Origin of the sequence: Sphingomonas flavalba (assembly GCF_004796535.1) — a bacterium.
Classification (GTDB): Bacteria; Pseudomonadota; Alphaproteobacteria; order Sphingomonadales; family Sphingomonadaceae; genus Sphingomonas_L; species Sphingomonas_L flavalba.
The window spans coordinates 136,339-163,084 of the sequence record NZ_SPHY01000002.1; the positions used below are offsets into that span (position 1 = coordinate 136,339).

26 protein-coding genes and 2 tRNA genes are annotated in these 26,746 nt (G+C 67.2%); 14 read left to right on the forward strand and 14 right to left on the reverse strand.

All coding sequences use genetic code 11. From position 1 onward, the window contains the following. Positions 1-82 precede the first annotated feature (82 nt). Positions 83-1,234 (forward strand): bifunctional 2-C-methyl-D-erythritol 4-phosphate cytidylyltransferase/2-C-methyl-D-erythritol 2,4-cyclodiphosphate synthase, encoded by a 1,152-nt coding sequence (locus E4A53_RS02475; protein ID WP_136161537.1) that lies wholly within the window; start codon positions 83-85, stop codon positions 1,232-1,234. Then, positions 1,231-1,758, forward strand: coding sequence for a CinA family protein (locus tag E4A53_RS02480; protein ID WP_136161538.1), 528 nt, complete (start codon positions 1,231-1,233; stop codon positions 1,756-1,758). Before E4A53_RS02475 ends, E4A53_RS02480 begins: the two co-directional genes overlap by 4 nt. Here E4A53_RS02480 and E4A53_RS02485 read toward each other — a convergent pair. After that, positions 1,704-2,180, reverse strand: coding sequence for a type II toxin-antitoxin system RatA family toxin (locus E4A53_RS02485; protein WP_136161539.1), 477 nt, complete (start codon positions 2,178-2,180; stop codon positions 1,704-1,706). The genes E4A53_RS02480 and E4A53_RS02485 overlap by 55 nt on opposite strands. Position 2,181: 1 nt before the next feature. Then, on the reverse strand, positions 2,182-3,099 hold the full coding sequence (lipA, locus tag E4A53_RS02490; RefSeq protein WP_136161540.1) for a lipoyl synthase: 918 nt from the start codon (positions 3,097-3,099) through the stop codon (positions 2,182-2,184). A 97-nt stretch (positions 3,100-3,196) separates the two neighbouring features. Here lipA and E4A53_RS02495 point away from each other — a divergent pair, with 97 nt between their 5' ends. Genes E4A53_RS02495 through E4A53_RS02505 form a run of 3 tightly spaced genes read left to right on the forward strand, consistent with a single transcriptional unit; the run spans position 3,197 to position 5,007 of the window. Next, complete coding sequence (locus E4A53_RS02495) at positions 3,197-3,835, forward strand: carbonic anhydrase (RefSeq protein ID WP_136161541.1); 639 nt, start codon at positions 3,197-3,199, stop codon at positions 3,833-3,835. A 27-nt stretch (positions 3,836-3,862) separates the two neighbouring features. Next, positions 3,863-4,255 carry a DoxX family protein gene (locus E4A53_RS02500; protein ID WP_136161542.1) on the forward strand — a complete coding sequence of 131 codons (393 nt, stop codon included), beginning with the start codon at positions 3,863-3,865 and terminating at the stop codon, positions 4,253-4,255. After that, the gene (locus E4A53_RS02505; RefSeq protein WP_136161543.1) at positions 4,252-5,007 is read left to right on the forward strand and encodes an NYN domain-containing protein; all 756 of its coding nucleotides are present in this window, start codon (positions 4,252-4,254) and stop codon (positions 5,005-5,007) included. The genes E4A53_RS02500 and E4A53_RS02505 overlap by 4 nt, the downstream gene beginning before the upstream one ends. A 104-nt stretch (positions 5,008-5,111) precedes the next feature. Here E4A53_RS02505 and ettA read toward each other — a convergent pair whose 3' ends face one another. Further along, a complete protein-coding gene (ettA, locus tag E4A53_RS02510) occupies positions 5,112-6,791 on the reverse strand; it encodes an energy-dependent translational throttle protein EttA (protein ID WP_136161544.1) in 1,680 nt (559 codons plus the stop codon). Positions 6,792-7,187: 396 nt separating this feature from the next. Between ettA and E4A53_RS02515 the strand changes: the two genes are divergently transcribed. The 3 genes from E4A53_RS02515 to E4A53_RS02525 all read left to right on the forward strand — a co-directional run bounded on the left by E4A53_RS02515 (position 7,188) and on the right by E4A53_RS02525 (position 7,777). Beyond that, on the forward strand, positions 7,188-7,460 hold the full coding sequence (locus tag E4A53_RS02515) for a hypothetical protein (protein ID WP_136161545.1): 273 nt from the start codon (positions 7,188-7,190) through the stop codon (positions 7,458-7,460). Between the two features lie 125 nt (positions 7,461-7,585). Then, positions 7,586-7,660, forward strand: a tRNA-Ile gene (locus E4A53_RS02520). A 40-nt stretch (positions 7,661-7,700) separates the two neighbouring features. Further along, positions 7,701-7,777: transfer RNA gene (locus E4A53_RS02525), tRNA-Pro, on the forward strand. Here E4A53_RS02525 and E4A53_RS02530 read toward each other — a convergent pair. Beyond that, complete coding sequence (locus E4A53_RS02530) at positions 7,778-8,800, reverse strand: polysaccharide deacetylase family protein (protein ID WP_136161546.1); 1,023 nt, start codon at positions 8,798-8,800, stop codon at positions 7,778-7,780. Between the two features lie 8 nt (positions 8,801-8,808). Then, positions 8,809-10,443, reverse strand: coding sequence for a sensor histidine kinase (locus E4A53_RS02535; protein ID WP_239018095.1), 1,635 nt, complete (start codon positions 10,441-10,443; stop codon positions 8,809-8,811). A gap of 209 nt (positions 10,444-10,652) precedes the next feature. Between E4A53_RS02535 and E4A53_RS02540 the strand changes: the two genes are divergently transcribed. Beyond that, complete coding sequence (locus E4A53_RS02540; protein ID WP_136161548.1) at positions 10,653-11,132, forward strand: Lrp/AsnC family transcriptional regulator; 480 nt, start codon at positions 10,653-10,655, stop codon at positions 11,130-11,132. Between the two features lie 36 nt (positions 11,133-11,168). Here the strand turns inward: E4A53_RS02540 and E4A53_RS02545 are convergent, their stop codons facing one another. Beyond that, positions 11,169-12,431 (reverse strand): tetratricopeptide repeat protein, encoded by a 1,263-nt coding sequence (locus tag E4A53_RS02545; RefSeq protein ID WP_136161549.1) that lies wholly within the window; start codon positions 12,429-12,431, stop codon positions 11,169-11,171. A 349-nt stretch (positions 12,432-12,780) separates the two neighbouring features. On the opposite strand from E4A53_RS02545, the gene gyrA reads away from it, so the two are divergent. Next, entirely contained in the window at positions 12,781-15,495 is a 2,715-nt protein-coding gene (gene gyrA / locus E4A53_RS02550) for a DNA gyrase subunit A (protein ID WP_136161550.1), read from the forward strand. Between the two features lie 12 nt (positions 15,496-15,507). Here the strand turns inward: gyrA and E4A53_RS02555 are convergent, their stop codons facing one another. Beyond that, positions 15,508-16,155: a lysoplasmalogenase family protein gene (locus tag E4A53_RS02555; RefSeq protein WP_136161551.1), complete on the reverse strand. Its 648-nt coding sequence runs from the start codon at positions 16,153-16,155 to the stop codon at positions 15,508-15,510. Further along, positions 16,152-16,589, reverse strand: coding sequence for a DUF488 domain-containing protein (locus tag E4A53_RS02560; protein ID WP_239018096.1), 438 nt, complete (start codon positions 16,587-16,589; stop codon positions 16,152-16,154). Before E4A53_RS02560 ends, E4A53_RS02555 begins: the two co-directional genes overlap by 4 nt. Positions 16,590-16,632: 43 nt before the next feature. On the opposite strand from E4A53_RS02560, the gene trmFO reads away from it, so the two are divergent. Beyond that, positions 16,633-17,943, forward strand: a complete 1,311-nt coding sequence (trmFO, locus tag E4A53_RS02565) for a methylenetetrahydrofolate--tRNA-(uracil(54)-C(5))-methyltransferase (FADH(2)-oxidizing) TrmFO (protein WP_136161553.1) — start codon at positions 16,633-16,635, stop codon at positions 17,941-17,943. 43 nt (positions 17,944-17,986) lie between these two features. Here the strand turns inward: trmFO and E4A53_RS02570 are convergent, their stop codons facing one another. Together E4A53_RS02570 and E4A53_RS02575 are read right to left on the reverse strand one after the other, a co-directional pair. After that, on the reverse strand, positions 17,987-18,445 hold the full coding sequence (locus E4A53_RS02570) for an EF-hand domain-containing protein (RefSeq protein ID WP_136161554.1): 459 nt from the start codon (positions 18,443-18,445) through the stop codon (positions 17,987-17,989). Positions 18,446-18,471: 26 nt separating this feature from the next. Next, entirely contained in the window at positions 18,472-19,149 is a 678-nt protein-coding gene (locus E4A53_RS02575) for a squalene/phytoene synthase family protein (RefSeq protein ID WP_136161555.1), read from the reverse strand. 126 nt (positions 19,150-19,275) lie between these two features. Between E4A53_RS02575 and E4A53_RS02580 the strand changes: the two genes are divergently transcribed. From E4A53_RS02580 to E4A53_RS02590, 3 genes are read left to right on the forward strand one after another with little or no spacing between them, the layout of a single operon-like run. Beyond that, the gene (locus tag E4A53_RS02580) at positions 19,276-21,192 is read left to right on the forward strand and encodes a TadE/TadG family type IV pilus assembly protein (RefSeq protein WP_168694294.1); all 1,917 of its coding nucleotides are present in this window, start codon (positions 19,276-19,278) and stop codon (positions 21,190-21,192) included. Beyond that, a complete protein-coding gene (locus tag E4A53_RS02585; RefSeq protein ID WP_168694295.1) occupies positions 21,189-21,785 on the forward strand; it encodes a TadE/TadG family type IV pilus assembly protein in 597 nt (198 codons plus the stop codon). Before E4A53_RS02580 ends, E4A53_RS02585 begins: the two co-directional genes overlap by 4 nt. After that, a complete protein-coding gene (locus E4A53_RS02590; protein ID WP_239018097.1) occupies positions 21,782-22,453 on the forward strand; it encodes a TadE/TadG family type IV pilus assembly protein in 672 nt (223 codons plus the stop codon). The genes E4A53_RS02585 and E4A53_RS02590 overlap by 4 nt, the downstream gene beginning before the upstream one ends. A 27-nt stretch (positions 22,454-22,480) precedes the next feature. Here the strand turns inward: E4A53_RS02590 and E4A53_RS02595 are convergent, their stop codons facing one another. The 4 genes from E4A53_RS02595 to eno all read right to left on the reverse strand — a co-directional run bounded on the left by E4A53_RS02595 (position 22,481) and on the right by eno (position 26,640). Further along, positions 22,481-23,851 carry a pyruvate dehydrogenase complex E1 component subunit beta gene (locus E4A53_RS02595; protein ID WP_136161559.1) on the reverse strand — a complete coding sequence of 457 codons (1,371 nt, stop codon included), beginning with the start codon at positions 23,849-23,851 and terminating at the stop codon, positions 22,481-22,483. Beyond that, the gene (gene pdhA / locus E4A53_RS02600; RefSeq protein WP_136161560.1) at positions 23,851-24,909 is read right to left on the reverse strand and encodes a pyruvate dehydrogenase (acetyl-transferring) E1 component subunit alpha; all 1,059 of its coding nucleotides are present in this window, start codon (positions 24,907-24,909) and stop codon (positions 23,851-23,853) included. The genes E4A53_RS02595 and pdhA overlap by 1 nt, the downstream gene beginning before the upstream one ends. A gap of 102 nt (positions 24,910-25,011) precedes the next feature. Then, positions 25,012-25,323, reverse strand: coding sequence for an FtsB family cell division protein (locus tag E4A53_RS02605; RefSeq protein ID WP_136161561.1), 312 nt, complete (start codon positions 25,321-25,323; stop codon positions 25,012-25,014). Positions 25,324-25,353: 30 nt separating this feature from the next. Further along, entirely contained in the window at positions 25,354-26,640 is a 1,287-nt protein-coding gene (gene eno, locus E4A53_RS02610) for a phosphopyruvate hydratase (protein WP_136161562.1), read from the reverse strand. Positions 26,641-26,746: the final 106 nt, after the last annotated feature.

The window sequence follows — 26,746 nt, forward strand, 5'->3', positions numbered from 1 at the left end:
GAGAATATGCCTGAAATTTAGGCAGCGCCTTAACCGCAAAGCCGCTGGCGGGCAAGCGCGCGCTGGTCTAGGGCGCCCGGCGATGAGGGACAGACGGGTCATCGGGCTGGTCGTTGCCGCCGGGGCGGGCGAACGTGCCGGGGGCGGCGTGCCGAAGCAGTACCGGCGGCTGGCCGGCCGCGCCGTGGTCGCCCGCGCTTGCGACGCGCTGGCCGCGCACCCTGCGATCGACGCGGTGCATATCGTGATCGGCGCCGGGCAGGAGGACCTGCTCGCGGAAGCGTTCGACGGCAACCCGCCGGCGTGGACGATCGGCGGCGCGACCCGCCGGGACTCGGTCCGCGCCGGGCTGGCGGCGATCGACGGTGCTATCGTGCTGATCCACGATGCGGCGCGGCCGTTCCTGCCGGCGGCGGTCGTCGATCGGCTGCTCGCCGCGCTCGACGGGGCGGACGGCGCCGTCCCCGCCCTGCCCGTTGCTGACACGCTGGCGCGCGGCGGCGCGGTGCTGGGCGATACCGTGGCGCGCGAGGACCTCAACCGTATCCAGACGCCGCAGGCCTTTCCGCTTGCGCTGATCGGCGCCGCCCATGCCGCCTGGCCGACGGACGAAGAGGCGACCGATGACGCGCAGGTCGCCCGTGCCGCCGGGCATAGCGTCGCGCTGGTCGCGGGGGATGCCGCGCTCGACAAGCTGACCACCGCAGACGACCTTGCCCGCGCCGAGGCGCGGTTGGCGGCGGCGCTGGTCAGCCGCACCGGCACCGGCTTCGACGTCCACCGGCTGGAGGCAGGGGCGGAGTTGTGGCTGGGCGGGGTGCGGATCGCCCATGACAAGGGGTTGTCCGGCCATTCCGACGCCGACGTCGCGCTCCACGCGCTGACCGACGCGATCCTCGGTGCGATCGGCGACGGCGATATCGGCAGCCATTTCCCGCCCAGCGACCCGCAATGGCGCGGCGCACCGTCGCGGCTGTTCGTCGAACACGCGGCGGCGCTGGTCGCGGCGCGTGGCGGCGTGATCGACCATGTCGACGTGACGATCATCTGCGAAGCGCCGCGCATCGGCCCGTATCGGGACAGCATGCGCGCGGCTATCGCGGCGCTGTTGCGGCTGCCCGAGCGCAGGGTTAGCATCAAGGCGACGACGACGGAGAGGCTGGGTTTCACCGGCCGGGGCGAAGGGATCGCGGCACAGGCGATCGCCACGGTCAGACTGTCGGAGGATCAGTGAGCGAGAAACAGGACAGCCTGCTGCCGGCCGTGCTCGTCGAGCGGGCGCGGGCGGTGATTGCCGCCAACCGCAGCGCCGGGTTGCGCGTCGCGGTGGCGGAAAGCTGCACCGGCGGGCTGGTCAGCGCGGCGCTAACCGAGATTCCCGGATCGTCCGACGTGCTGGAGGCTGGCTGGGTGGTCTACGCCAATGAGGCGAAAACCGGTATCCTTGGCCTCAGCCTCGACGTGCTGGAGACGTTCGGCGCGGTATCCATCGCTACCGCCTGGGGCATGGCGCAGCACGCGCTGGCGAAAAGCGGCGCTGACGTCGCCGTCGCGATCACCGGCATTGCCGGGCCGGGCGGCGGCGAAGAGAAGAAGCCGGTCGGCACTGTCGTCTTCGCCCGCGCCGAGAAGAACGCCAACCCGGACAAGATCGTCGCCGACCGCAAGGAATTCGGCGACCTCGGGCGCGGCGGCGTCAGGCTTCAAGCGGCGCTGTGCGCGCTCGATTTGCTGATGCCGGAATCGCCGGCGCCGTAGAGCGCGGCCGCCCGCGCCTCGAACGCGCCGATCATCCGCCGGAGCGCCACGTCGAACACCTGCCCGGCCAGCGCCTCGAACAGCCGATTGCGGAACGCGAAATCGACCGAGAAGTCGACGAATGTGCCCCCTGCCCCGTCCGGCCGGAAGACCCAGTCGTTGCGCAGGTGCTTCAGCGGTCCGTCGACATAGTCGACATGCACCTCGTCCGGGCGCCGCTTGACGACGCGTGAGGTGAAGGTCTCGCGCAAGCCCTTGAAGCCGACGATCAGGTCGGCGAGCATTTCGGTGTCGCTGTCCGACCGCACGCGCACCGCCGCCACCCACGGCAGGAATTCGCCGTAGCGGGCGACATCGGCGACCAGATCGAACATCTGCTCCGGCGACCAGGGCAGGTGCCGGGTTTCGGCGTGACGCGGCATGTCAGCCGGCCAGCTTCGCCTCGCGCGCCGCGCGCAGCCGGGCGAAATCGGCATCGGCATGATAGCTCGACCGGGTCAGCGGCGACGAGGCGACGAGCAGGAAGCCCTTGGCCCGCGCGATCGCCGCATAGGCGCCGAAGCTTTGCGGAGTGACGAATTCCGCCACCTTGGCATGGCGCGGCGTCGGCTGCAGATACTGGCCCATCGTCATGAAATCGATGTCGGCGGAGCGCATGTCGTCCATCACCTGATGGACCTCCAGCCGTTCCTCGCCCAGCCCGAGCATGATGCCGGACTTGGTGAAGATCGACGGATCGTGGCGCTTGACGCTTTCCAGCAGGCGCAGCGACGCATAATAGCGCGCGCCCGGCCGGATCGTCGGATAGAGGCGCGGCACCGTTTCCAGATTGTGGTTGTAGACGTCCGGCCGGGCGGCGACGATCGACTCGATCGCGCTTTCCGCCTTGTTGCGGAAATCCGGCGTCAGGATCTCGATCGTCGTCTGCGGCGTCGTCCGCCGGAGCGCCTCGATCACCTTGACGAACTGCGAGGCGCCGCCGTCGGGCAGGTCGTCACGATCGACGGAGGTGACGACGATGTGCTGCAGGCCAAGCTCGGCCGCCGCGTCGGCGACATGCTGCGGCTCCTGCGGGTCGACCATGCGCGGCATGCCGGTCTTGACGTTGCAGAACGCGCAGGCCCGGGTGCAGGTGTCGCCCAGGATCATCACCGTCGCGTGCTTCTTGGTCCAGCACTCGCCGATATTCGGACAGGCCGCCTCCTCGCACACCGTCGCCAGATTGAGTCGGCGCATCAGTGCCTTGGTCTCGGCGAAGCCGGTGGAAGTCGGCGCCTTGACGCGAATCCAGTCTGGTTTGCGGGTCCGTGGCGGACGGAGAACGGAGTCTGCTTCGCTCATCGCCTGCAGATAGCGTCGATGAGCGGGACTTGCCACCCCCGCCCTTTCGGAGTCATGCGGGCGCCCGACACCAAAAACAAGGAATGGGGCGCGACTCATGACGGACTACACCAACCTGCTTGCCGGCTATCGCCGTTTCCGCGCCAACGGCTGGGCGACGCAGCGCAACCGCTGGGCGGAACTGTCGGAAGGGCAGCACCCGCGCTCGATGATCATCGCCTGTTCGGACAGTCGCTGCGATCCGGCGGAAATCTTCGACACCTCGCCCGGCGAGATCTTCGTCGTCCGCAACGTCGCCAACCTGGTGCCGCCCTACGAGGTCGGCGGCGGGCGCCACGGCGTGTCGGCGGCGCTGGAATTCGCGGTGATGGAGTTGGAGGTGCGCGACATTGTCGTGATGGGCCACGGCATGTGCGGCGGCTGCGGCGCCTCGCTCAGCCAGTCGTTCAAGGACGCGAAGCCTGGCGAAGGCGGCTTCATCGCCCACTGGATCGAAATGCTCGACGAGGCGCGCGAACGGATCGTCGCCGAGCATGGCGACGACGTTCACGGTCCGGCCCGCCGCGCGATGGAGCATGAGACGGTGCGCGTCGGCCTGGCCAATCTGCGCACCTTTCCCAACATCGCCCGGCGCGAGTCGCTGGGGCTGGTGACGCTGCACGGCGCCTATTTCGCCATTGCCGACGGCATTCTGCACCTGCTTGACGAACAGACCGGCGCGTTCGAACCTGCCTGAGCTTGAAACCAAGCGCGGAGGGGAAAGATGCCGAGTCAATTCCAGGCCTGGGCGCCCAGGCTGCTGAGTATCCTGCGTATCGTCGCCGCGTTGCTGTTCATCGAACATGGCACCCAGAAACTGTTCGGCTTTCCGGCGTCGGAGATGATGCCGCCGCCCGGCAGCCTGCTGTGGTTCGCCGCGATCCTTGAGGTTGGCGGCGGCGCGTTGCTGCTCGTCGGGCTGTTCACGCGACCGGTTGCCTTCCTGCTGTCCGGCCAGATGGCGTTCGCCTACTGGATCGCCCACGCCCCCGGATCGCCGTTCCCGGCGCTGAACGGCGGCGACGCGGCGATCCTGTTCTGCTTCCTGTTCCTCTACATCGCGGCCGCCGGCCCGGGGCCGTGGAGCATCGACGAAGGGCGAAGGCGCCAAGGATGACCAACGGACGCAATGCGCCGAGCCGCAATATCGCGCTTCTGATCGACGCCGATAACGCATCGCCGGACGCCCTCGACCCGGTTTTGACCGTTCTGGTTGAACTGGGGACGGTGAACGTCCGGCGCGCCTACGGGAACTGGAGCAAGCCGCAACTGAAGCGCTGGTCGGAAATGACCCATCGCTACGCCATCGAACCGCAGCAGCAGTTCGACATCACCAAGGGCAAGAACGCCACGGACATGAAGATGACCATCGATGCGATGGACCTGCTGTTCCGCGGCCGGGTCGATGGTTTCGGGATCATGTCGAGCGACAGCGATTTCATGCCGCTCGCCATGCGGATTCGGCAGGAAGGCCTGCCGGTCTATGGCTTTGGCAGCCAGAAGACGCCCGAGGGATTCCGCCAGGCCTGCACCCGCTTCATTGACGTTGACGCCTTGTCGAAGGCGATAGAGCCTGATGATGTGGATCAGGCGGAAGACGGTGGCGCCGAAGCAGGCGCGACAGCCGTGGTCAGCTCTCGCTTCGACGACGATCTGATCAACCTGCTCGGCGCCGCGTTCAAGGCATCCAAGCGGGACGAACGCGGCTATGCCAGCCTGTCCGAGCTTGGGCAGCGCGTCGGCAACCGGTCATCCTTCGATGCGCGGAACTACGGTTACTCGCGTCTGTCCGATCTTATCGCGGCCATTCCGAATTTCGCGGTCGAAAGGCGCGAGGGCGGAACGGTCTACGTAAAAAGAGTGCGGTAAAGCCCGCCCTCGTTCGAAGGGCGGGCGCTACCTGCGCTGACCGGGCCGGTTCCAGACCCCTTTTCCCAGGTCCGCGCACGCGCGGAGTCATTAGGAATGGGGAATCAGCGCGTCAGTTTCTTGTAGCTGACGCGGGTCGGCCGGTCGGCGGCGTCGCCGAGGCGGCGGCGCTTGTCTTCTTCATAGGCCTCGAAATTGCCTTCGAACCACTCGACATGGCTGTCGCCCTCGAACGCGAGGATATGGGTGGCGAGGCGGTCGAGGAAGAAGCGGTCGTGGCTGATGACCACGGCGCAGCCGGCGAAATTCTCCAGCGCATCTTCCAGCGCGCGCAGCGTTTCGACGTCGAGGTCGTTGGTCGGTTCGTCAAGCAGCAGCACGTTGCCGCCCTTGCGCAGCATCTTCGCCATGTGGACGCGGTTGCGTTCACCGCCGGAGAGCTGGCCGACCTTCTTCTGCTGGTCGGTGCCCTTGAAGTTGAACGCACCGACATAGGCGCGCGATGCGACTTCGTGCTTGCCGAAGCGGAAGATATCGAGTTCGTCCGATACTTCCTGCCAGACATTCTTGTTCGGATCGAGGTGGTCGCGGCTCTGGTCGACATAGCCGAGCTGGACGGTCTCGCCGACCTTGATCTCGCCGGCGTCAGGCTGTTCCTGGCCGGTGATCAGCTTGAACAGCGTCGTCTTGCCGGCACCGTTCGGGCCGATCACGCCGACGATGCCACCCGGCGGAAGGTTGAAGCTCAGATCCTCGAACAGCAGCTTGTCGCCGAAGCTCTTGGTCAGGCCCTTCGCCTCGATGACGCTGCTGCCCAGCCGTTCCGGTATCTGGATCAGGATCTGCGCCGCGCCGGGGCGGCGGTCCGCCTGCTTCTCGACCAGTTCGTCAAACGCCCGGATACGCGCCTTGGACTTGGTCTGGCGCGCCTTGGGCGATTTGCGGATCCACTCCAGCTCTTCCTTGATCGCCTTCTGGCGGCCTTCCTCCTCGCGGTCTTCCTGCTCAAGCCGCTTGGCCTTCTGCTCCAGCCAGTTGGAGTAATTGCCTTCGAACGGAATGCCGCGGCCACGGTCCAGTTCCAGCACCCATCCGACGACATTGTCGAGGAAGTAGCGGTCGTGGGTGACGAGGATGACGTTGCCCGGATAGTCGATCAGGTGCCGTTCCAGCCAGGCGACACTCTCGGCATCCAGGTGGTTGGTCGGCTCGTCGAGCAGCAGGATGTCCGGCTTTTCGAGCAGCAGGCGGCACAGTGCCACCCGGCGCTTCTCGCCGCCGGACAGATTCTCGACGCCGGCGTCGCCGGGCGGGCAGCGCAGCGCCTCCATCGCGATTTCAAGCTGGTTGTCGAGCGTCCAGCCGTCGACCGCGTCGATCTTCTCCTGAAGCTCGCCCATCTCGGTCATCAGCGCGTCGAAATCGGCGTCTTCGGGCGGGTCGGCCATCAGCATGCTGATCTCGTTGAAGCGATCGAGCATGTCGGCGACCGGACGGACGCCGTCCATGACGTTTTCCCTGACCGTCTTCTTCGGGTCGAGCTGCGGCTCCTGCGCCAGATAGCCGACGCGGATGCCCTCGGCCGCCCACGCCTCCCCACTGTAATCCGTGTCCAGCCCGCCCATGATCTTCATCAGCGTCGACTTGCCAGCGCCGTTGACGCCGATAATCGCGATCTTGGTGCCCGGCAGGAACTGAAGATGGATGTTGTTGAGCACCGGTTTCTGGGCACCGGGGAAGGTCTTGGTCAGGCCCTTCATGACGAAGCTGTACTGGACGGCCACTTGGTCGGCTCCACTTGAAAAGATTATGATCGGAAATCCGCGCCGCCACTAGCCGGTTGGCGGCACGTTGGCAAACGGGCAGCGTGAGGTTGCCGTCAATCGACTCGGCACCGGCTTCGCGCCGGAAGATGGCCGGCGAACGCGCCGCCGCGCACTTTTCGATGCTTTTGACGGCGGCGTGTGGATGCGATCGTTGGCGATGGACCGATTGGCTGGCGCGGCCCGGAATGGCGCGGCGCACGCGCCGTCGGTGGCGGCCGCAAAGCGCCGCTTGCGACGCGCCGAGGCATCCGTTACAGCGGTTTTGCGTTGACCGTATTGCAAATCCCTTTATTGGGGGCCGCTCGCGACGGCATTTCGGGCCGGCGTGAATTTTGAATTTTGGGAGCAACACGAATGAAGAAGATCACCTTTGTTCTGGCTGCCGCCGGCCTGATGACCCTGGCCGCGTGCAACAGTTCGCCGGAAGCCGCCAACGTTGAAGCCGAAGGCGACAACGCTGCCGCGCTGGTCGAGAACGCTGCCGACAGCCTTGACGCGCTGGCCGACAACGCCGCCAATGCGTCGACCGAAGCGACCCTCGACAACGCCGCCGCCAACCTGCACGACGCCGCCAGCAACGTTGCTGACGTTGCGTCGGACGCGGCTGACGCGGTCGCCAACAAGTAATTCCAACCGGCTGCGAAACGCGGCCGGCAGGAAACGGGAAAGGGGCGGTCCGTCGGGTCGCCCCTTTTGCTTTGCCCGCTGGACAGCGGCCGAGCCTCTCCGCTATCGGCGGGCCGCGCATGGCGGGGCCTGTAGCTCAATGGTAGAGCCGGCCGCTCATAACGGCTTGGTTGCGGGTTCGAATCCTGCCGGGCCCACCAGCGCAATGCCGCATGGCCGGTCGGTAGCCGGCAATGCCGTCGGGGAGTAGCGCAGTCTGGTAGCGCATCTGCTTTGGGAGCAGAGGGTCGCAGGTTCGAATCCTGTCTCCCCGACCATCAGTCCGCCTCGCCGCCGCGAACGAAGGCGGCCAGCGCGTCCGTCGACACCGGCTCCACGCCTTCGCGGGCGAGAAAGGCGAATATCGCGTCCCACCAGCGCCAGAAATCGGCGAGTGCTGCCGCATCGCGGACATAGGGAGTATTGCCGGGGACGAGCGACGGCGAGTGGAAGGATAGGCTGAGCAGTGGAACCCCTTCGCCCAGTAGGGCGCGCGCCGCCTCCAGCGCGTCGGCGATCGGCATGCCTTCCGGGGTCAGCGCTACCCGCGCCAGCAGCTTCAGCCGCGCCAGCACGGCCAGTGCCGGCGGCACCCGGCCGAACCGGCGATACCAGCCGCCGCCCAGCCGCCGCCAGTGCCCGGTCAAAGCGCTACCGAGCGGCACCGCCAGCAGGCGCCGGCCCTCCCCCGCCCAAAACGGTTGGCCGCCGAAGTCGGTGAAGTCCGGGCCGCCTTCCGCAGCATAGTCGAACAGCGGCCGCACCGACAAGTCGAGCGCGAAGCCCTGGCGGACGAGCGCGGCGGCGCTGCGCGGCCCGACGCCGTAACGGCCGGCACGATAGGCGAGCGGCCGAACGCCGAACGCCGTGGCGATCCGCGCCGCGAGGGCGGCGAGCTTTGCCTCCTCCAATTCCGGCGGCAGCGCGCCTGCGAAGCTGCTGTCGGCAGTGTCCGGCGGCAGCGGCGGATTGACCCAGGGGTGCAACTGGGCGCCGATCGTCGCACCGCCGGCTGCGATCGTCTCGCCGAGCGCGCCGACCGCCGCATCGTCGGCGACGATCGGGTAGTCGGCCAGATAGGTGACGGCCGCTCCCGCCGCGCGGAAACGGCGGTGGGCCGCCGGTATCGCCGCCGCCGCGCTGACCCCGGACAGGTGCCAGCGGCGCCGGTCCGCCCAGTCGAACTCCTCCTCGGTATCGACGCAGAGCAGGTAGCGGCGGCGCAGACTGGACGGCAGCGTCGCGATCCGATCCGGCGAAGGCGGACGGTCGAGCCGGCCGGTGGAGGCGGGATCGGCCACGCCCGGCGTCAGCCCCGGTCCTCGCGCTCCAGTGCCTCGCGCGTCGCGGTCGGCAGGATCAGGGCGAAACGGTCGGCCGCGATGTCGAGCCGCCCGCCGGCCGCCTCCGCCAGGTTGCGGACCAGCCGCAGGGTGAAGCCAAGGCCGAGCGTCGGCGCGTCCGGCCAGTCGCCGTCGGGGCTGTAGCCGGGGTCGAGCAGAGCCCGTTCGTTCTGCCCGGCGATCGCCGCCGGACGGTCGACGCACAAGCACAGGCGGGACGGATCGGTGTCGACGTCGAGCGTCGCCGCGATCCGTTCGCCCTCCATGGCCAGCCCGACGGTCGCCGCGAGCAGGCGCGACACCATTCGGTCGAGCGGCGCCTGGTCGACTGCAATCGGTGCCAGCCCCGGCGCGATGCGCAGGGCAAGGGCGACGCCGCGAGCCTCGGTCAACTGGTCCAGTTCCTCGCCGATCGCGGTGATACGCGCGGCGACGTCCGTGCTGCTGCCTTGAACCGGGGCCTGGCGCTGCGCGCTTTCGACCCGCGCGGCGACGTCGAGATCGTTGACGGTATCGAGCAGCCGGCGCGCGTCGCCCAGGATCGCCCCCGCCCGCCCGCGATAGTCGGCCGCCGCCGGCCCCAGGACCTGCTGGTCGATCATTTCGGCGAAGCCGATGATCGCGTTCAACGGCGTGCGAATTTCATGGACGAGTTGGCGCAGCGATTCCCCGCCGAGCGCCGAGCCGTGGAGACCGTGGCCCGCCGCTTCCGCCCGTTCGTCAGCGCGCGGGCGTCGGGCGCTGCCGCGAAAGCCGAGGAAGCGGCCGGCGCGCGGATCGAAACATGGAACCGCCGAGATCCGCCAGTCGCCGGCGGCGCCAGCATCGCCCGATATTCGCAGCCGCGCGTCACGAAATGGCGCGCGGCGCCTGAACGCTCCGGCGGCATGGCCGTCGACGCCATGGTCCCCCTCACCCGCTTCGGCGATCGACAGGCCGACAAGCTGGGTGCGCGGCGCCCCAGCGCAGAAAGCGATCGTGCCGTCGGCATCGGTTTCGAAGGTGAAGGCGTGGCACTCCGGCAGCGGAGCCACCGTTTCCGGTTGCGGCTCCGGCGGGCGGCGGTCACGGCGGAACGCCTCGATCCGGGCAACGAGTTCGGCCAGTTCGCTGCCGGCCGAGGCGGGCGTGGCACCATGAGGAGCAATGCCGATCGGCGACACCTGCGCCGGCGAAACGGCTGGAGCGACGGCGCCCGGCAGCACGAAATCGGTGGTGCCATAGCTGGCGAGCGCCCGACCGACGGCGGCGCCGAGATCGCGGCGATGGCGCAGCAGGGCGCGCGCAACCGGAGACAGGCGGGGCACCAGCGCGATCCATTCGGCATCGGCGAGGCGCGCGCCGCCGATCACCGGCGCAGTGATCGCGGCATCGTCTTCGGCGAAGAAGGCGACGAGACGCGGTGGTACCCGGCGGCCGGCGAGCGCCGCCGCCGCCGCCTGACGTCGATCACGCGACACGTCGGGGCGCCATTCGCGCAGCATCGCATAGGCATCGTCGAGGCAGGACAGCGAATCGTCCCCGGCGGTCTGAGCGACGAGGTCGACGAGCTGGCACCACATAGCGATCCGCGCCGCCGCATCAGCGGGCGGTTGGGCCATCACGGTCGCCAGCCTGTCATCGAAGCGCAACCGAATCCCTCCACTTTCCGCGCACCCGGCGCGCTACCACGCCATAGGTTCACGGTCCTTAAACCCGCGGTGATTGTCGCGACAGTGTTCTTTTCGGCACGTTGCAATGTGGGACAATTGCTTTTGCCTGCAACTTTATTATGTTACTCAGCGGAACATGGATGGAAAAATACAGAAATATGGCCGCCCCGCTGCTTGACTCGATCGACCTGCAGATTCTCGCGGCGCTCCAGCGCGATGGACGAATGACCAATGTCGACCTGGCGGCAGAAGTCGGCTTGACTGCGCCGCCCTGCCTGCGGCGCGTAAGGGCGCTGGAACAGCGCGGAGTGATCCGGGGATATCACGCGGCGCTCGATCCGATCGTTCTTGGCTATGGCATCAGCGTGTTCGCGTTGGTCAGCCTCCGGAGCCAGGCGGAGTCGGACCTGCGTGCGTTCGAGGAACATGTCGCGACACTGCCCAGCGTGCGCGAATGCCACATGCTGAACGGCGAAATCGACTTTATCCTGAAGGTCGTCGCGGAGGACCTTCAGGCGTTTCAGAATTTTCTGACCTCGTCGCTGACGACCGCGCCGAACGTCGCCAGTGTCAAGACGTCATTGACCATCCGCACGTCGAAGGACGAGCCGGGCGTTCCGATACCCGACCGGGGCTGACTCCGGCGGAGCCAGCCCCGATGCGGGCGGATGGCGTCAGGCGCCGGTGATCGGCTGATCCAGCCATTCGACCCAGAATTTGGCGAGGTCGGTTCGCGCGCCATTGACTGCGGCGAACGCGGTCTTCGCTTCTTCCTTGTTGCCGGACAGCGCCAGCGCGATGCCGAGGCGGGTGTTGACGACGTTGGTGTCGACACTCCCCTTGGTCAGCGCCATTTTGTACAGTTCCGCCGCCTTCGCATAGTCGCCGTAGCTGAGGAACGCCTCGGCCGTGCTCTGGGCGATCCGGCCGTCCTTGCCGGTGGCCGATGCCTTTTCCGACGCCGGCAGCGATGCCTTGTCGGCCGCCAGCTTCTCGCTCGACGACTTGTAAACGTCGGAGATGCCGGGCGTGGCCTTGTTGAGCTTGCCGGCCGAGACGCCTTCGTCGATCACCGCGACCGCTTCGCCGGGGAGGCCGCGATCGGATGCCAGCTGAGCATATTCGTAGAAGTCGCGCTCGCTGGTGATCGCCTTGCTCGCGCGCATCAGGCGGTAGAGGTCGAGCGTCGCCGGGCTGTCGAGCGTGCCGGTATCACGATAGATCAGCAGCGCGCTGCGCCAGTTCTCCGCCGTTGGATAGGCGGCGACCTGAAGCCGGGTCCACTTCGCCACTTCCGGCATCTGCTTGGCGGAATAGGCGACCGACGCCGCCCGCTTGTACCAGTCCTCCGGCGCCTTGCGGCCGGCGGCGGTTTCCAACTGCACCGCACGCTCGACATAGCCGAGCCCGGTCGGGATCTGTTCCTGCTTGAAATAGGATTCGGCGAGCAGCAGGTAGACGTCGACATTCTGGTTGCCGGCCTGTTCCGCTTCGGTCAGCCGGCTGATCGCGGTCGGATAATCCTTGTTCGAATAGGCAGCCTGGCCGGAATAGAACAGCAACTTCGCCCGGTTCGGCGCGGCGGCCTGCGAACCGGATTCGAGCATGCCTTCGATGCCCTTGAACTGCAGCGCCTGATCCTTGATCTCCTGGCCGATCTGCAGCTGGAAATTGGCGACGTAGAATTTCTCGTCGGGCAGCTTGGCGACCGCCGCCGCCTCGGTCAGCTTGGCCTGGGCGGTAGCGAAATCCTTGTCCTTCACCGCCTTGTCGACCGGAGCGATCGCCGCGCGGAACTCTTTGCTGAGTTCGGGCTTGAACGTGTTGGTGTCCTTCGGCTCTTCCTTCTTCTTGGCGAAGGCCGGGGACAGGAGCGGGCTGCTGACCATGCCGAGCGTCAGAGCGGCGCCAAGCAGCAGGGTTGAAATCTTCTTCATCATGCCTCCTCAAGCGATCCCGTGGCCGATCGTCTTGGCCCGGTCATCGTCCTATGGTTCTGTCCCAAAGCGCGCAAGGCGGAACCGGTTCCACCTTCGGCGTTCGGGCATGAACCGCTATTGAATAGCGTGTTTCTACGGATTCCGGCCTAACCCGGTCGTTCCGGCGCCGCTATCTCAACCTGCCGCAAACCGTCGCTTGCTTCGACCGGTTCGTCGCTCGCCGGGCCCTCGCATCGGCAAAGGCGGTGGTGCGTTCTCGCGCGCGCACGCACCCGCGCGGGGTGGTCATAAGCATGGCGATCCGCTAATGCCGTGCATTCCGCATCACAGTCCGAAAGCCCTTACGTTGACCGACGACGCGACCTTGCTCGCCGACCCTTCCGATATCTCCCCCGTCAACATCGTTGACGAGATGAAGACCAGCTACCTCGACTATGCCATGTCGGTCATAGTTTCGCGCGCGCTGCCCGACGTGCGCGACGGGTTGAAGCCGGTTCACCGCCGCATCCTCTACGGCGCGCACGAGGCCGGGTTCGTCGCCGGCAAGCCTTATCGCAAGTCCGCCCGCCTGGTCGGTGACGTGATGGGTAAATACCACCCGCACGGCGACTCCTCGATCTACGACGCGCTGGTCCGCATGGCGCAGGACTGGTCGATGCGGGTGCCGCTGATCGACGGCCAGGGCAATTTCGGCTCGATGGACCCGGACGAAGCGGCGGCGATGCGCTATACCGAGGCGCGGCTGGCCAAGGTCGCCAACGTGCTGCTCGACGACATCGATCGGGACACCGTCGACTTCCAGCCCAACTATGACGGGTCGGAGCGCGAGCCGCAGGTGCTGCCGGCGCGCTTCCCCAACCTGCTGGTCAACGGCGCCGGCGGCATCGCCGTCGGCATGGCGACCAACGTGCCGCCGCACAACCTGGGCGAGGTGCTGAGCGCCTGCATCGCCTATATCGACAATCCGGCGATCACCATCGACGAACTGATCGAGCATGTTCCCGGCCCCGATTTCCCGACCGGCGCGCTGATCCTCGGCCAGGGCGGCGCGCGGGCAGCCTATAACAGCGGGCGCGGATCGATCATGATGCGCAGCCGCCACACGATCGAGGAAGGACGCGGCGACCGCCGGTCGATCGTGCTGACCGAAATTCCGTTCCAGGTCGGCAAGAACCGGCTGGTCGAGAGCATCGCCGAGGCCGCGAAGGACAAGCGGATCGAAGGCGTCAGCGACATTCGCGACGAATCGAACCGCGAAGGCGTCCGCATCGTCATCGACCTGCGCCGCGACGCGACGGCGGAAGTGGTGCTGAACCAGCTGTGGCGGCACACCCCGGCGCAGACCAGCTTCCCGGCGAACATGCTCGCCATCCGTGGCGGGCGGCCGGAAACGCTGACCCTGCTCGACATCGTCAGCGCCTTCATCGGTTTCCGCGAGGAGGTCATCACCCGCCGCTCGAAGTTCGAGCTGGCCAAGGCGCGCGATCGCGCCCACCTGTTGTTGGGCCTGGTCATCGCGGTCACCAACCTGGACGAAGTGGTGCGGATCATCCGCGGGTCGGCCAGCCCGGCGGAAGCGCGCGCCGCCCTGCTGGCCCGCGAATGGCCGGTCGATGAGATCGCGCCCTACATCCGGCTGGTCGAGGCGGTCGAGGACGTAGCCGGTGGCGACAGCTACCGCCTGTCGGAAGCGCAGGTCCGCGCGATCCTCGACCTGCGCCTGCACCGGCTGACCGCGCTCGGCCGCGACGAGATCGGCGACGAACTGAAGCAACTGGCGGACAGCATCGGCCACCTGCTCGCCATCCTCGGCGACCGCGCCAAGCTCTATGCAGTGATGCGCGAGGAGCTGGAGGCGGTGCGCGACGAATTCGCCACGCCGCGCCGTACCCTGATCGCTCCGGCCGCCGACGGCATCGACGACGAGGACCTGATCGAGCGCGAGGAGATGGTCGTCACCGTCACCCTCGACGGCTATATCAAGCGCACGTCGCTCGACACCTTCCGCGCCCAGCGGCGCGGCGGCAAGGGCCGCGCCGGTATGTCGACCAAGGACGAGGACGTCGTCACCGAACTGTTCGTCACCTCGACGCACACGCCGGTGCTGTTCTTCTCCACCGCCGGCAAGGTCTACCGGATGAAAGTGTGGCGCCTGCCGGAAGGCGGGCCGGCCACGCGCGGGCGGCCGATGATCAATCTGCTGCCGCTCGACAAGGACGAGACGATCTCGACCGTGCTGCCGCTGCCGGAGGACGAGGCGGAATGGGGCAAACTGCACGTCATGTTCGCGACGGCGAAGGGCAGCGTGCGCCGCAACAGCATGGACGCGTTCACCAACGTGCCGTCGAACGGCAAGATCGCGATGAAGTTCGAGGGCGAGGATATCGACGACCGGCTGATCGGCGTCGCGCTGCTCAACGAGCAGGACGATGTCCTGCTGGCCACACGCCACGGCAAGGCGATCCGCTTCGCCGGCGACGACGTCCGCGAGTTCCAGAGCCGCAACTCCACCGGCGTGCGTGGCATGCGGCTGGCCGATGGCGACGAGGTGATCTCGCTGTCGATCCTCCACCGTGGCGGCATGCGCGACCAGGACGAGCGCGAGGATTACCTGCGCCACGCGCCGTGGAAGGCGGAAAAGGACAGCGCGCCGCAGATGACCGCCGAACGCTTCGCCGAATTGCAGGCGAAGGAGCAGTTCGTCCTCACCGTTTGCGCCAATGGTTACGGCAAACTGTCCTCCGCCTATGAATATCGCCGCACCGGGCGCGGCGGCCAGGGCATCACCAACATCGACAACATCGCCCGCAACGGCCTGGTCGTCGCCAGTTTCCCGGCGACGCAGACCGACCAGCTGATGCTGGTCACTGATCAGGCCAAGCTGATCCGCATGGGGCTGGACAGCCTGCGTGTCATCGGGCGCGGATCGGCCGGGGTTCGGCTGTTCGACGTCGCCGATGCCGAACAGGTCGTCTCAGCCGCGCGGATCGGCGACAGCCAGGACGATGAGGATGGGGACGGTGAGGCGGACACGGCGGCGGACGGCGGCGCGGTGGCATGACCGCCGCCGCCGCTACGTCCCGGCCCGCCGGTCCAGCGTTGATCGGACGCCGACGGCGATCAGGGTCTGCCCGACGAAATAGCTGAGCCAGATGGCTAGGCCGAGTGCGCCTCCGCCGCCGGAGAGCGGCCCCATGCGCGCGAAGATCAGCAGGTCCGACGCAAGGAACAGCATCGCGCCGATGCCGGTGCGATAGCGCGGGAAGCGGCTGGCCCAGGCACAAGCGGCCATCACCGCGACGAACAGCGTATAGGCGGCGGCGGTCGTTGCCGCCGTCCGGTCGGCGGGCAGCAGGAAGGCGACCAGCACCGCGACCGGGACGGTCAGCAGCGCCAATGTCCGCTGGCTGACGGTCAGCGCCGGCCGGCGGTTGCGCCAGTATAGCCGGATCGCGACGCAATGGCCGGCGACGAAAGCAGTCGCGCCAAGCACCATGTCCCGTTCCAGCAGCACATCGCCGAGCGCGCCGAACGCCAGCACCACCACTAGCAGCCAGCCGTCCAGGCTCCGTGCCTGCGTCGCTGCCCACAGCGCGAGCAGGCCGACGCCCGCCCCTTTCCACGCCAGGTTGGCCGCCGCCGGCAGGCCCAGTGTCCAGCCGAGCGGGTAGCTGAGCCCGGCGATCACCGCCGCGACCAGCAGCAGCCGCACGCCGTTCACGGATAAAGGTCCACGACGGTGGCGTCGGGCACCGCCGCCTGGAGCAGGAACGTGCGGTGGCACCCGGCCGGTTCGCGCTCGTAGCAGAGCAGCGCCGCCCGGTGGCCGGCGACAAGGTCGCGCAGGATCGCCGCCTCGGCCTGCGCCTCGGGCAACGCAAGCTGCTGGTCGTAGATGGCGTGCATCGTCGCGACATCCCCCTTGTGTGCGGCATCGCGTCCGGCCTTCGGCGTGCCGAGCGCGCGCAGGTGGCGGTAGCCGATGCCGGCTTCGGCCAGTTCGGCGGCCAGGGCGTTCTTGGAAAAACCGGGTTTGCGCGAGCTGGTGATCGCCCGCACGTCGACGACCAGATCGACGTCGGCGGCGGCAAGCGCGCCGATCAGGTCCGGCACGGTTGCCTTTTCATAGCCGATTGTGAAGACCGTTTGCGCCAAAGCCCCTCGCCTCTCCCCGATCCACCCTCTATCGCCTTTTGCCATGACCGACAAAATTGAAATTATCGGCGGCGGCCTCGCCGGCTCGGAAGCGGCGTGGCAGCTCGCCGAAGCCGGGGTGCCGGTGCGCCTGTTCGAGATGCGTGGCGGCGGCGAAGGCACTCCCGCCCACCAGACCGACCACCTCGCCGAGCTGGTCTGCTCCAACAGCTTTCGCTCCGACGACGCGGAGCGCAACGCCGTCGGCCTGCTCCATGCCGAGATGCGCGCGCTCGGCTCGCTGATCCTGCGCGAGGCGGACCGGCACCGGGTGCCGGCCGGGTCGGCGCTGGCGGTCGATCGCGACGGCTTTTCCGCCGGCGTTACCGGCGCGCTCGCCGCCCACCCGAATGTCGAGATCATCCGTCGCCGGGTCGACGCGCTGCCGGACAGCGGCGCGACCATTGTCGCCACCGGCCCGCTGACCGCCGCGCGGCTGGCGGAGTCGATCGGCGCGCATACCGGCGCCGACGCCCTCGCCTTCTTCGACGCGATCGCGCCGATCATCCACAGCGACAGCATCGACATGTCGGTCGCCTGGTTCCAGTCGCGCTGGAACAAGGGCGACGGCAAGGATTACATCAACTGCCCGCTCGACCGCGACCAGTATGCGGCATTCCATCAAGGGCTGATCGACGGCGAAAAGACCGCGTTCAAGGAATGGGAGCGCGACACCCCCTATTTCGACGGCTGCATGCCGATCGAGGTGATGGCCGAACGCGGTTTCGACACGCTGCGCTTCGGCCCGATGAAGCCGGTCGGCCTCGACGATCCGCGTACCGGCCGCTGGCCCTATGCCGTCGTTCAGCTGCGCCAGGACAACGCGCTCGGCACGCTGTGGAACATCGTCGGCTTCCAGACCAAGCTGAAGCATGCCGAGCAGGTCCGGCTGTTCCGCACCATTCCAGGGCTGGAGAAGGCGGAGTTCGCCCGGCTCGGCGGGCTGCACCGCAACACCTTCATCAACGCGCCGGCGCTGCTCGACCCCTGGCTGCGGCTGAAAAGCCACCCGCATATCCGCTTCGCCGGGCAGATCACCGGCTGCGAAGGCTATGTCGAATCCGCCGCGATCGGCCTGCTCGCCGGCCGCTTCGCGCTAGCCGAGGCCGATGGGCGTGAAGCCGCCCTGCCCCCGCGCGAAACCGCACTCGGCGCGCTGCTCGGCCATATCACCGGCGGCGCCGATGCTGCGACCTACCAGCCGATGAACATCAATTTCGGCCTGTTCCCGCCGCTTGACGAACGCGCGCGGAAGGCCGACCGCAAGGGCCTGATCGCCGCCCGCGCCCGCGCCGCCCTCTCCGCCTGGAACTGACGCTTCCATCCTTGTGCTCCTGCTTGCGGAGCACGGTTGGATATCAGCCTTCGTCGTCCTCCGCCGCGCGCGGTGGGGGGCAGGTGCACCGGGCCGGCGTCTTGCGGACCACCCGAGTGGTCAGGAACTCGGCGCGGGTCAGGGTGCCGGAACGATCGGCGTCGGTGTGGGCGAATTTGTCGGTTGTCTTCTTCGCCCATTCGTCGAAATCGAGCCGGCCGTCATGGTTCAGGTCGAGCCGGGCGAAGGCCTTGTGGCGGCTGACGAGATATTCCTCGCGGCTGATCGCCTCGTTGCGGTCCTTGTCGTAACGGTCGAAGCGCTTCTGCTCGCGCGTCCGCTCGTCGGCTTGCGGTGGAGCAACCGGCGGTTCGGCCGCCAGCGCGGCCGCTGGTGATATCTGCATATCCGCCGCATTGCGGTTCGCCGAGCCCTGCCACCAGAAAAATCCGGCAGCGACCAGCAGCAATGCCGATCCCACCCCTGCCAGAAATCGCCCCATGCCGAACGCCTCCGTCGCCGACTCCGCTAAACGCCTGACATAGCATGCCAAAGACCGCGAAGCACCCTTCCGGGCGCCCCCCGCCTTGGTCGTCGGGCCAGTCCGGCGCGGGCATCGCGGCGGGCGAGCACGGTCAGCAGGCCGAGCGCGCGCAGCGCCGGCGGCCAGCGGCGGGGCACCTGGCCGGCAACGGCGCGCGCGGCGGCGATCGCCCGCTCCGCGGTGACCGGGTCGCTGATGTGGAAGGCCAGGTCGACCAGCGCCCACAGCCGCCCGGCCGCGTCGATCGCCTCCGGCGGATCGACACCGATCAGCGCGGCGGCGGCGCGAAACTGCCCGGCCCCACGGCCGCGCGCATAGTCGTCGATCGCGTCCGGCTTCAACGGCAACGGATCGAGCAGCGCTTCCCACCCGTCGATCAACGGGGTCAGCCGCGCCGGGGGAATGCCGCGCTCCGGCAGGATGTCGGCGAATGCGGCAAGCAGCGGCTCGGCCGGCGGCGGCCCGTCATCCAGCGCTAGCAGCGCGTCGTACCACCATGTCAGCCGCATCCGACCGATCGTCGGTTCGGTCGTAGTGCGGACGACATCGGCCAGCGTCGCGTCCAGCCGCCACAGCGCCAGCAGCGCGCCGCGCGCCCGCTCCGGCGCGTAGGCGACGGCGAGGCGACGTTCCGGATCGACGGCCGCGGCTTCTGCGCTCATTTCGCGGTTTGCGGGAAATGTGGAAAATGCGGCATTAACCGTCCCATTTCAGCCGTCATTAGCCGTGCATAGGGCATGGGGGCCCATTCCGGAAGAATTGCCTTCCCAGGGGTGGGGCCTATTCGCATGGCGTATGAACGGACAAATGCACGGACGAAGCGTCGGCTCGGCAGGCTGATCTTCGACACCAGTGGCAATACCCTCGCGATCATGGCGGCGGCGATCTTTCCGGTTATGGGGATCGTCGGGTCGGCCTTCGATATCAGCCGCATGTATATGGTCAAGAGCCGCCTGCAACAGGCGTGCGACGCTGGCGCGCTGGCCGCCCGCCGGGCAATGACCAAGACGACGCTGGATGGCGACGCAGAAACCCAGGCCCATAATTTCTTCAATTTCAACTATCCGACCGACAGCTTCGGCACGACCGGCATTGTGTTCACGCCGCAAGCGACGAGCGAGGGCCAGGTCACTGCGGTCGCCGCCGCCAACGTGCCGATGACGCTGATGCGAATGTTCGGTGCCCCGACCAAGACCATCCAGGTCAGCTGCGACGCCAAGCTGGAAGTGCCGAATGCCGACGTGATGTTCGTGCTCGACGTAACCGGATCGATGGACGGCACGATGCCGGGCGACAGCCGATCGAAGCTGGCGGCGCTGCAATCGGCGGTGGTCGGGTTCTACGACATCCTGAACAACGCGGTCACGTCCAACGCGCGGCTGCGCTTCGGCATCGTCCCCTATTCCGCCGGGGTCAATGTCGGCGGGCTGCTGCCGGCGGAATATCTGGCGGATTCCTGGACCTATCAGTCGCGCCGGCGCATCCCGAACGGCACATACACGACCTCGATCTCGCCGGACGGCTGGCCCGCCCTTCCCATCCCGAGCGGGTCGTGGACGACCTACTCCACCACCTCCAACGTACGTGAGAATAACTGCAGCGCGCCGAGCCCGAACCCGTCGACGTCGGAAAGCAATAATTCGACCAACTGGGGCGCACCCAACGAGGATGCCGACGGCGTCCGCGTATCGAACGGTACAGAAACGCGGACGGTGACGGTCACCGAATATCGCGACAACTGGACGCAGACCGGCACGGACAGTCGTGGCCGCAAGATTGGCACCTGCGACCTTCAGCGTCGCAGCGCCACCGCCACCCAGCAGCGGTCCACGACCAAGACCGAAACGCCCAACTATACCTGGTCCTACGAGCCGGTGACTTTAGATACCAGCCGCTTCAAGCTGGGCGAGACGGTCCAGACTCGGACCGGCAATAGTTTCACGATGCGGAGCAGCACATGGAACGGCTGCATCGAGGAACGCCAGTGGGTGACGCAGGCGACCTTCTCCAGCCCGGTGGAATCGACCGCACCGGACGCGTTCGACCTGAACATCGACTTCGTGCCGAATTCGGAGGAAACGCGGTGGAAGCCGTCCTGGCCGGACATCATCTACACCCGTTCCGGCACGCCGCAGGTGACCAACAGCAACAACAGCCGGCCGTCGACGATCTGCCCGAAGGCAGCGATCAACCTGGACGTGATGACCCACGCGCAGATTTCAAATTACGTCAACGCGTCGGATTTCGTCGCAACCGGCAACACCTATCACGACCTCGGCATGATCTGGGGCGCGCGGCTGATCTCGCCGACCGGCATCTTCGGAAGCCGCAACGCGACGGCGCCGAACGGTCGACCGATCAACCGCCACATCGTGTTCATGACCGACGGCAAGATGGAGCCGAATTCCTCGCTCTACAACACCTATGGCTATGAGGCGCTCGACCAGCGCGTGTCCGGCGGCGACCTGAATTCCAGCCGGTTGGCCGATCGCCATACATCGCGCTTCCTGGCGGTATGCGCGGCGGCGCGGGCGCGCAACATCACGGTGTGGACGGTCGGCTTCGGCACGGCCAGCGCCGACAACGCGAAGCTGGCCCAGTGCGCCGACCCCGGCAAGGCGTTGACCGCGAAGAGCGACGAGGACCTCCAGATCACCTTCCGGCAGATCGCCACCAAGATCGCCGAGTTGAGGTTGTCGCGGTGATCGCCCGGCTGCGCGCCCTGCTGCGTCGTGGCGGCGATGACCGCGGCGTGACGATCATCGAGTTCGCGGTGATCCTGCCGGTGATGCTGCTACTGCTGATGGGCATCGTCGAACTGACCTACCAGGCCTATGTTCGATCGACCCTGCAGGGGGCGCTGAACAAGGCGGGCCGCGATTCGACGCTGGAGAACGCGGCGGCAGACGCCGACCAGATCGACGGCAAGGTGATCGCGATGGTTCGACAGATCGCGCCGAGCGCGACCTTCCAGACGACCCGGATGAGCTATGCGAGCTTCAGCGACGTCGGCAAGCCGGAGGCGTTCAACGACGCCAACGGCAACGGTGTGCGCGACAGCGACGAATGCTTCGAGGACGTCAACGGCAACGGCAGCTGGGACACCGACCGCGGCAAGCAGGGGCTGGGCGGCGCCGACGACATCGTCAGCTACACCACTACCGCGACCTATCCAACGCTGTTTCCGTTCATGGTTGCCGCCGGCTTCCCGGAACTGCAGCAGGTGACCGCGACTACCGTGCTGCGCAACCAGCCGTTCGGCCAGCAGCAGGTTTCATCGAAAGTGATCTGTCCATGATGGCTTCCCTCACCCGTCTGCGCCGGCGCGCCGCGGAGGTACGGCGCTGCGAATCCGGCGTAGCCCTGATCGAGTTCGCCTTCTCGATGCCGATCATACTCGGCATGGGAATGTACGGGCTGGAAGTGACCAACTACGCGATGACCCACATGCAGGTCAGCCAGATCGCGCTGGCGCTGGCGGACAATGCGTCGCGGATCGGCCAGGACAGCGCGCTGTCGCTGACCCAGTTTCGCGAATCCGACGTCAACGACACGTTCGAGGCGGCGAAGAAGCAGGCCGGCAGAATGGACATCACCACCCATGGCCGGATCATCTTGTCCAGCCTCGAGCGCAACGCCGACGGCGGCCAGTGGATTCACTGGCAACGCTGCGTCGGCCTGCGTCGGTACGATTCGAGCTACGGCGTCGAAGGGGACGGCGTGACCGGCACGTCGTTGTCTGGCATGGGGCCGGCATCGGAGCGGATCACCGCGCCGGACAAGAATGCGGTAATGTTCGTCGAGATCAACTACGACTATCAGCCGCTGATCAGCGACACGCTGATCGGCAAGCCGAAAATCCACTACACCGCCGCCTTCATCGTCCGCGACGAGCGCGACCTGACGATGATCTACAACCCGTCGCCGGCGGCACCGCGAGCAACCTGCAACAATTACACCACCTGATCCGGCGCTTCGGCCGGATCAGCGCTATCAACGATAGCAGACGGCCTTCGCCGCGGCGACGACGCGCGCCGGGTTGACCAGCGTCAGCTTCTCCAGATTGGCGGCGTAGGGCATCGGCACGTCCTCGTTGGTGACGCGCAGCACCGGGGCGTCGAGGTCGTCGAAACCCTCGGTCATCGCGATCGCGATAATTTCGGACGCAATCGAGCAGACCGGCCAGCCTTCCTCGACGACGACCATGCGGTTGGTTCGCGCCAACGAGCCGAGCACCGCCGCCTTGTCGAGCGGGCGCAGCGTGCGCAGGTCGACGACTTCCGCCTCGATCCCTTCCGCCGCGAGCGTTTCCGCTGCCTCCAGCGCCATGCCGACGCCGATCGAGTAGCTGACCAGTGTCACGTCGCGGCCGGAGCGGACGATCCGCGCCTTGCCGATCGGCTCGACATGGTCGTCCAGCTTGGGCACGTCGAAGCTGCGCCCGTAGAGCAGCTCGTTCTCCAGGAACACCACCGGGTCGGTGCTACGGATCGCCGCCTTCAGCAGGCCCTTGGCGTCCGCCGCGTCATAGGGCGCGATGACGATCAGGCCGGGAACGCTGGCATACCAGGGCGCGTAATTCTGGCTGTGCTGAGCAGCGACGCGGGCGGCGGCGCCGTTGGGGCCGCGGAACACGATCGGGCAGCGCATCTGGCCGCCGGACATGTAATTGGTCTTGGCCGCCGAGTTGACGATGTGGTCGATCGCCTGCATCGCGAAGTTGAAGGTCATGAACTCGATGATCGGGCGCAGGCCGCCCATCGCCGCGCCGGTGCCGACGCCGGCGAAGCCGTATTCGGTGATCGGCGTGTCGATCACCCGCTGCGGGCCGAATTCGTCGAGCAGGCCCTGGGTGACCTTGTAGGCGCCCTGATACTCGGCGACTTCCTCGCCCATCACGAACACGCGGTCGTCGGCGCGCATTTCCTCCGCCATCGCGTCGCGCAGGGCCTCGCGCACCGTCAGCCGGACCATTTCTGTCCCTTCCGGGATCGGTTGCGCTGCCGGCGCCGATGTCGGCGCGGGCCGGGCCGGCGGCGTGGCGGGTTCCGCCTTCGACGTTTCCACCGCGGGCTGCTCCGCCGGGGCTGGGGCCGGCGAGGCGGCGTCGCCCGCCGCGTCGCCTTCGCCGGCGATCGTCGCGATCACGGTTCCGACCTTCACGTTGTCGGTACCGGCGGGAACCAGGATCTTGGCGATCGTGCCTTCGTCGACCGCCTCGAATTCCATCGTTGCCTTGTCGGTCTCGATCTCGGCGAGGATGTCGCCGGACTGGACGGCATCGCCCTCCTTGACCAACCATTTGGCGAGGGTGCCCTCCTCCATCGTCGGCGAAAGGGCAGGCATCTTGAGCTCGATCGGCATCAGTAGGTATCCACCAAAACGTCGGTGTAGAGTTCGCTCTCGGGCGGCTCGGGCGTGGATTCGGCGAAATCGGCGGCCTCGGCGACGATCGCGCGGATCTCCTTGTCGATTTCCTTCAGCGCCTCTTCCTTCACGCCCATGCCTTCAAGCTCGCGCTTGGCATGTTCGATCGGGTCGGACTTGTCGCGCACCGCCTGCACTTCCTCGCGCGAGCGGTATTTGGCCGGATCCGACATCGAATGGCCGCGATAGCGGTATGTCTTCAGTTCCAGCAGCACCGGGCCCTTGCCGGCCTTCACCCATTCGCGTGCGGTTTCCGCCGCGCCACGCACCGCCAGCACGTCCATCCCGTCGACCTGCAGGCCGGGGATGCGGAAGCTTTCCCCGCGCCGGTAGAGCTGATCCTCCGCCGACGAACGATTGACGCTGGTGCCCATCGCATACTGGTTGTTCTCGATCACGAAAATGATCGGCAGCTTCCACAGCTCGGCCATGTTGAAGCTTTCGTAGACCTGCCCCTGATTGGCGGCGCCGTCGCCGAAATAGGCCAGGCAAAGGCCACCGTCGCCATTGTATTTGTGGGTGAAGGCCAGGCCGGTGCCGAGCGGCACCTGCGCGCCGACGATGCCGTGGCCACCGTAGAATTTATGCTCGGTCGAGAACATGTGCATCGACCCGCCCTTGCCGTGGCTGATCCCCGCCTGCCGGCCGGTCAGTTCCGCCATGATGATCTTCGGGTCGATGCCGTAGGCGAGCATATGGCCATGATCGCGATAGCCGGTGATGACCGAATCCTTGCCGGGCTCCAGCGCCGACTGCAGGCCGACGGCCACCGCTTCCTGCCCGATATAGAGGTGACAGAAACCGCCGATCAGGCCGAGGCCGTACAGCTGCCCCGCTCGCTCCTCGAACCGCCGGATCAGCAGCATCTGGCGATAGAATTCCAGAAGCTGCTCCTTGCTGGCCTTGAACCGTTGCGGCTCGGGCGGCCGCTCGCGGTTGGGGGTGGCCGGCGCGGCGGCTCCCTTGGCGGCCTTGGCGGTCGGTGCTCTTGCCAAGCTCGGCTCTCCATTCAGAAATGCGGATTGGAACGTCCCCCTGCCTATAGGCGCTCGCCGTTCCTTGAAGCAACATGCTGGGCGTGGGAGCGGGCCCGGCGGTCAGTCGAGCGGAACGATGATCTCGTCGGGGTGGGCGACGCCAAGTTCCTTGCGGACCAACTCGTCGACCATGTCGGGGTTGGCCTTCCTGGGGTCGAGCAGTGCAACCTTCTTGGCCAGCGCGTCGTGGCGCGCCTTGGTCTGGGAGAGCACCGCCTGCCGCTCGGTCAACGCGCGGCTGTAATCCCCGTAGGCCAGCACCCCGTTGGGGCCGACCAGCGCATAGCCACCGAAAAACGCGATCACCAGCGTACCGACCGCCGGGCCGGCGGCCGATCGCAGCAGGGAACGGATTTTCGATTTCTGCGCCACGCCCCGTTGAATCACAGCGGAGTCGCCGAATCAAGCGCGATTTTGGCGGAAGATCGCGCGCCCGGCATAGCGGGCGACATCGCCGAGCTCCTCCTCGATCCGGATCAACTGGTTGTACTTGGCCAGCCGGTCGGACCGCGCCAGGCTGCCGGTCTTGATCTGCCCGCAATTGGTGGCGACGGCGAGGTCGGCGATCGTCGCGTCCTCGGTCTCGCCGGAACGGTGCGACATAACCGCCGTGTAGCCGGCGCGCTGGGCGATGCCGACCGCCTCCAGCGTTTCGGTCAGGGTGCCGATCTGGTTGACCTTGACCAGCAGCGAGTTGGCGAGGCCGCCGGCGATGCCGTCGCTCAACCGCTTGGGGTTAGTGACGAACAAGTCGTCGCCGACCAGCTGGACCTTGCCGCCGATCCGGTCGGTCAGCAGCTTCCAGCCCTCATAATCCTCCTCGGCCATGCCGTCCTCGATCGACGCGATCGGGTAGCGGGCGACGAGGTCGGCGAGGTAGTCGACCATGTCGGCGGAGGAGCGGACCTTGCCCTCCCCGGTCATGTGGTAGGCGCCGTCGCGGAAAAATTCGGTCGACGCGCAGTCGAGGGCGAGCAGCACGTCGTCGCCCGGCGTGTAGCCGGCGGCCGAAATCGCGTCCATCACGAAGTCGAGCGCATCGGTGGTCGAGCCGAGATTGGGCGCGAAGCCGCCCTCGTCGCCAACCGCCGTCGCCAGCCCCTTGGCATGGAGCGCCGCCTTCAGCGTGTGGAAGATCTCGGCGCCGCAGCGCACCGCCTCCGCCAGCGTCGGCGCGCCGACCGGCATCACCATGAATTCCTGGAAGTCGATCGGGTTGTCGGCATGAACACCGCCGTTGACGATGTTCATCATCGGCACCGGCAGGACATGCGCCGACACCCCGCCAACATAGCGGTAGAGCGGCAAGCCGCGCGCATCCGCCGCCGCCTTCGCCACCGCGAGGCTGACGCCGAGGATCGCGTTGGCGCCCAGCCGGCCCTTGTTGTCGGTGCCGTCGAGCGCGATCAGCGTCGCGTCCACCTCGCACTGGTCCTCCGCATCGAAGCCGAGCAGCGCGTCAGCGATCTCGCCGTTGACCGCGTCGACCGCCGCCTGCACACCCTTGCCCAGCCACCGCGCCTTGTCGCCGTCGCGCTTCTCGACCGCCTCGAACACGCCGGTCGACGCGCCGGACGGCACCGCCGCGCGGCCGAAGCTGCCATCCTCCAGCGAAACGTCGACCTCGACGGTGGGATTGCCCCGGCTGTCGATGATCTGGCGGCCGTGGATGTCGAGAATCGCGGTCATGGAGGAGGCTTCCCTTGTGGACGGAACGTGGCTCGCGCTCTATCGAGGGGAGGCGCGCGAGGCAATGGAACCCGCGCGCCGCGGTGATTGTTCATGACGCGTAACA

What these genes read in the sequence shown, in the direction of transcription:
- E4A53_RS02495 (WP_136161541.1), top strand. Translation starts at nt 3,197, where the DNA reads ATGACGGACTACACCAACCTGCTTGCCGGCTATCGCCGTTTCCGCGCC.
- E4A53_RS02535 (WP_239018095.1), bottom strand. Translation starts at nt 10,443, where the DNA reads ATGGCCCAACCGCCCGCTGATGCGGCGGCGCGGATCGCTATGTGGTGC.
- eno (WP_136161562.1), bottom strand. Translation starts at nt 26,640, where the DNA reads ATGACCGCGATTCTCGACATCCACGGCCGCCAGATCATCGACAGCCGG.
- E4A53_RS02500 (WP_136161542.1), top strand. Translation starts at nt 3,863, where the DNA reads ATGCCGAGTCAATTCCAGGCCTGGGCGCCCAGGCTGCTGAGTATCCTG.
- trmFO (WP_136161553.1), top strand. Translation starts at nt 16,633, where the DNA reads ATGACCGACAAAATTGAAATTATCGGCGGCGGCCTCGCCGGCTCGGAA.
- lipA (WP_136161540.1), bottom strand. Translation starts at nt 3,099, where the DNA reads ATGAGCGAAGCAGACTCCGTTCTCCGTCCGCCACGGACCCGCAAACCA.
- E4A53_RS02475 (WP_136161537.1), top strand. Translation starts at nt 83, where the DNA reads ATGAGGGACAGACGGGTCATCGGGCTGGTCGTTGCCGCCGGGGCGGGC.
- E4A53_RS02575 (WP_136161555.1), bottom strand. Translation starts at nt 19,149, where the DNA reads ATGAGCGCAGAAGCCGCGGCCGTCGATCCGGAACGTCGCCTCGCCGTC.
- E4A53_RS02540 (WP_136161548.1), top strand. Translation starts at nt 10,653, where the DNA reads ATGGCCGCCCCGCTGCTTGACTCGATCGACCTGCAGATTCTCGCGGCG.
- E4A53_RS02580 (WP_168694294.1), top strand. Translation starts at nt 19,276, where the DNA reads ATGGCGTATGAACGGACAAATGCACGGACGAAGCGTCGGCTCGGCAGG.
- E4A53_RS02505 (WP_136161543.1), top strand. Translation starts at nt 4,252, where the DNA reads ATGACCAACGGACGCAATGCGCCGAGCCGCAATATCGCGCTTCTGATC.
- E4A53_RS02545 (WP_136161549.1), bottom strand. Translation starts at nt 12,431, where the DNA reads ATGAAGAAGATTTCAACCCTGCTGCTTGGCGCCGCTCTGACGCTCGGC.
- E4A53_RS02590 (WP_239018097.1), top strand. Translation starts at nt 21,782, where the DNA reads ATGATGGCTTCCCTCACCCGTCTGCGCCGGCGCGCCGCGGAGGTACGG.
- E4A53_RS02595 (WP_136161559.1), bottom strand. Translation starts at nt 23,851, where the DNA reads ATGCCGATCGAGCTCAAGATGCCTGCCCTTTCGCCGACGATGGAGGAG.
- E4A53_RS02570 (WP_136161554.1), bottom strand. Translation starts at nt 18,445, where the DNA reads ATGGGGCGATTTCTGGCAGGGGTGGGATCGGCATTGCTGCTGGTCGCT.
- E4A53_RS02485 (WP_136161539.1), bottom strand. Translation starts at nt 2,180, where the DNA reads ATGCCGCGTCACGCCGAAACCCGGCACCTGCCCTGGTCGCCGGAGCAG.
- E4A53_RS02515 (WP_136161545.1), top strand. Translation starts at nt 7,188, where the DNA reads ATGAAGAAGATCACCTTTGTTCTGGCTGCCGCCGGCCTGATGACCCTG.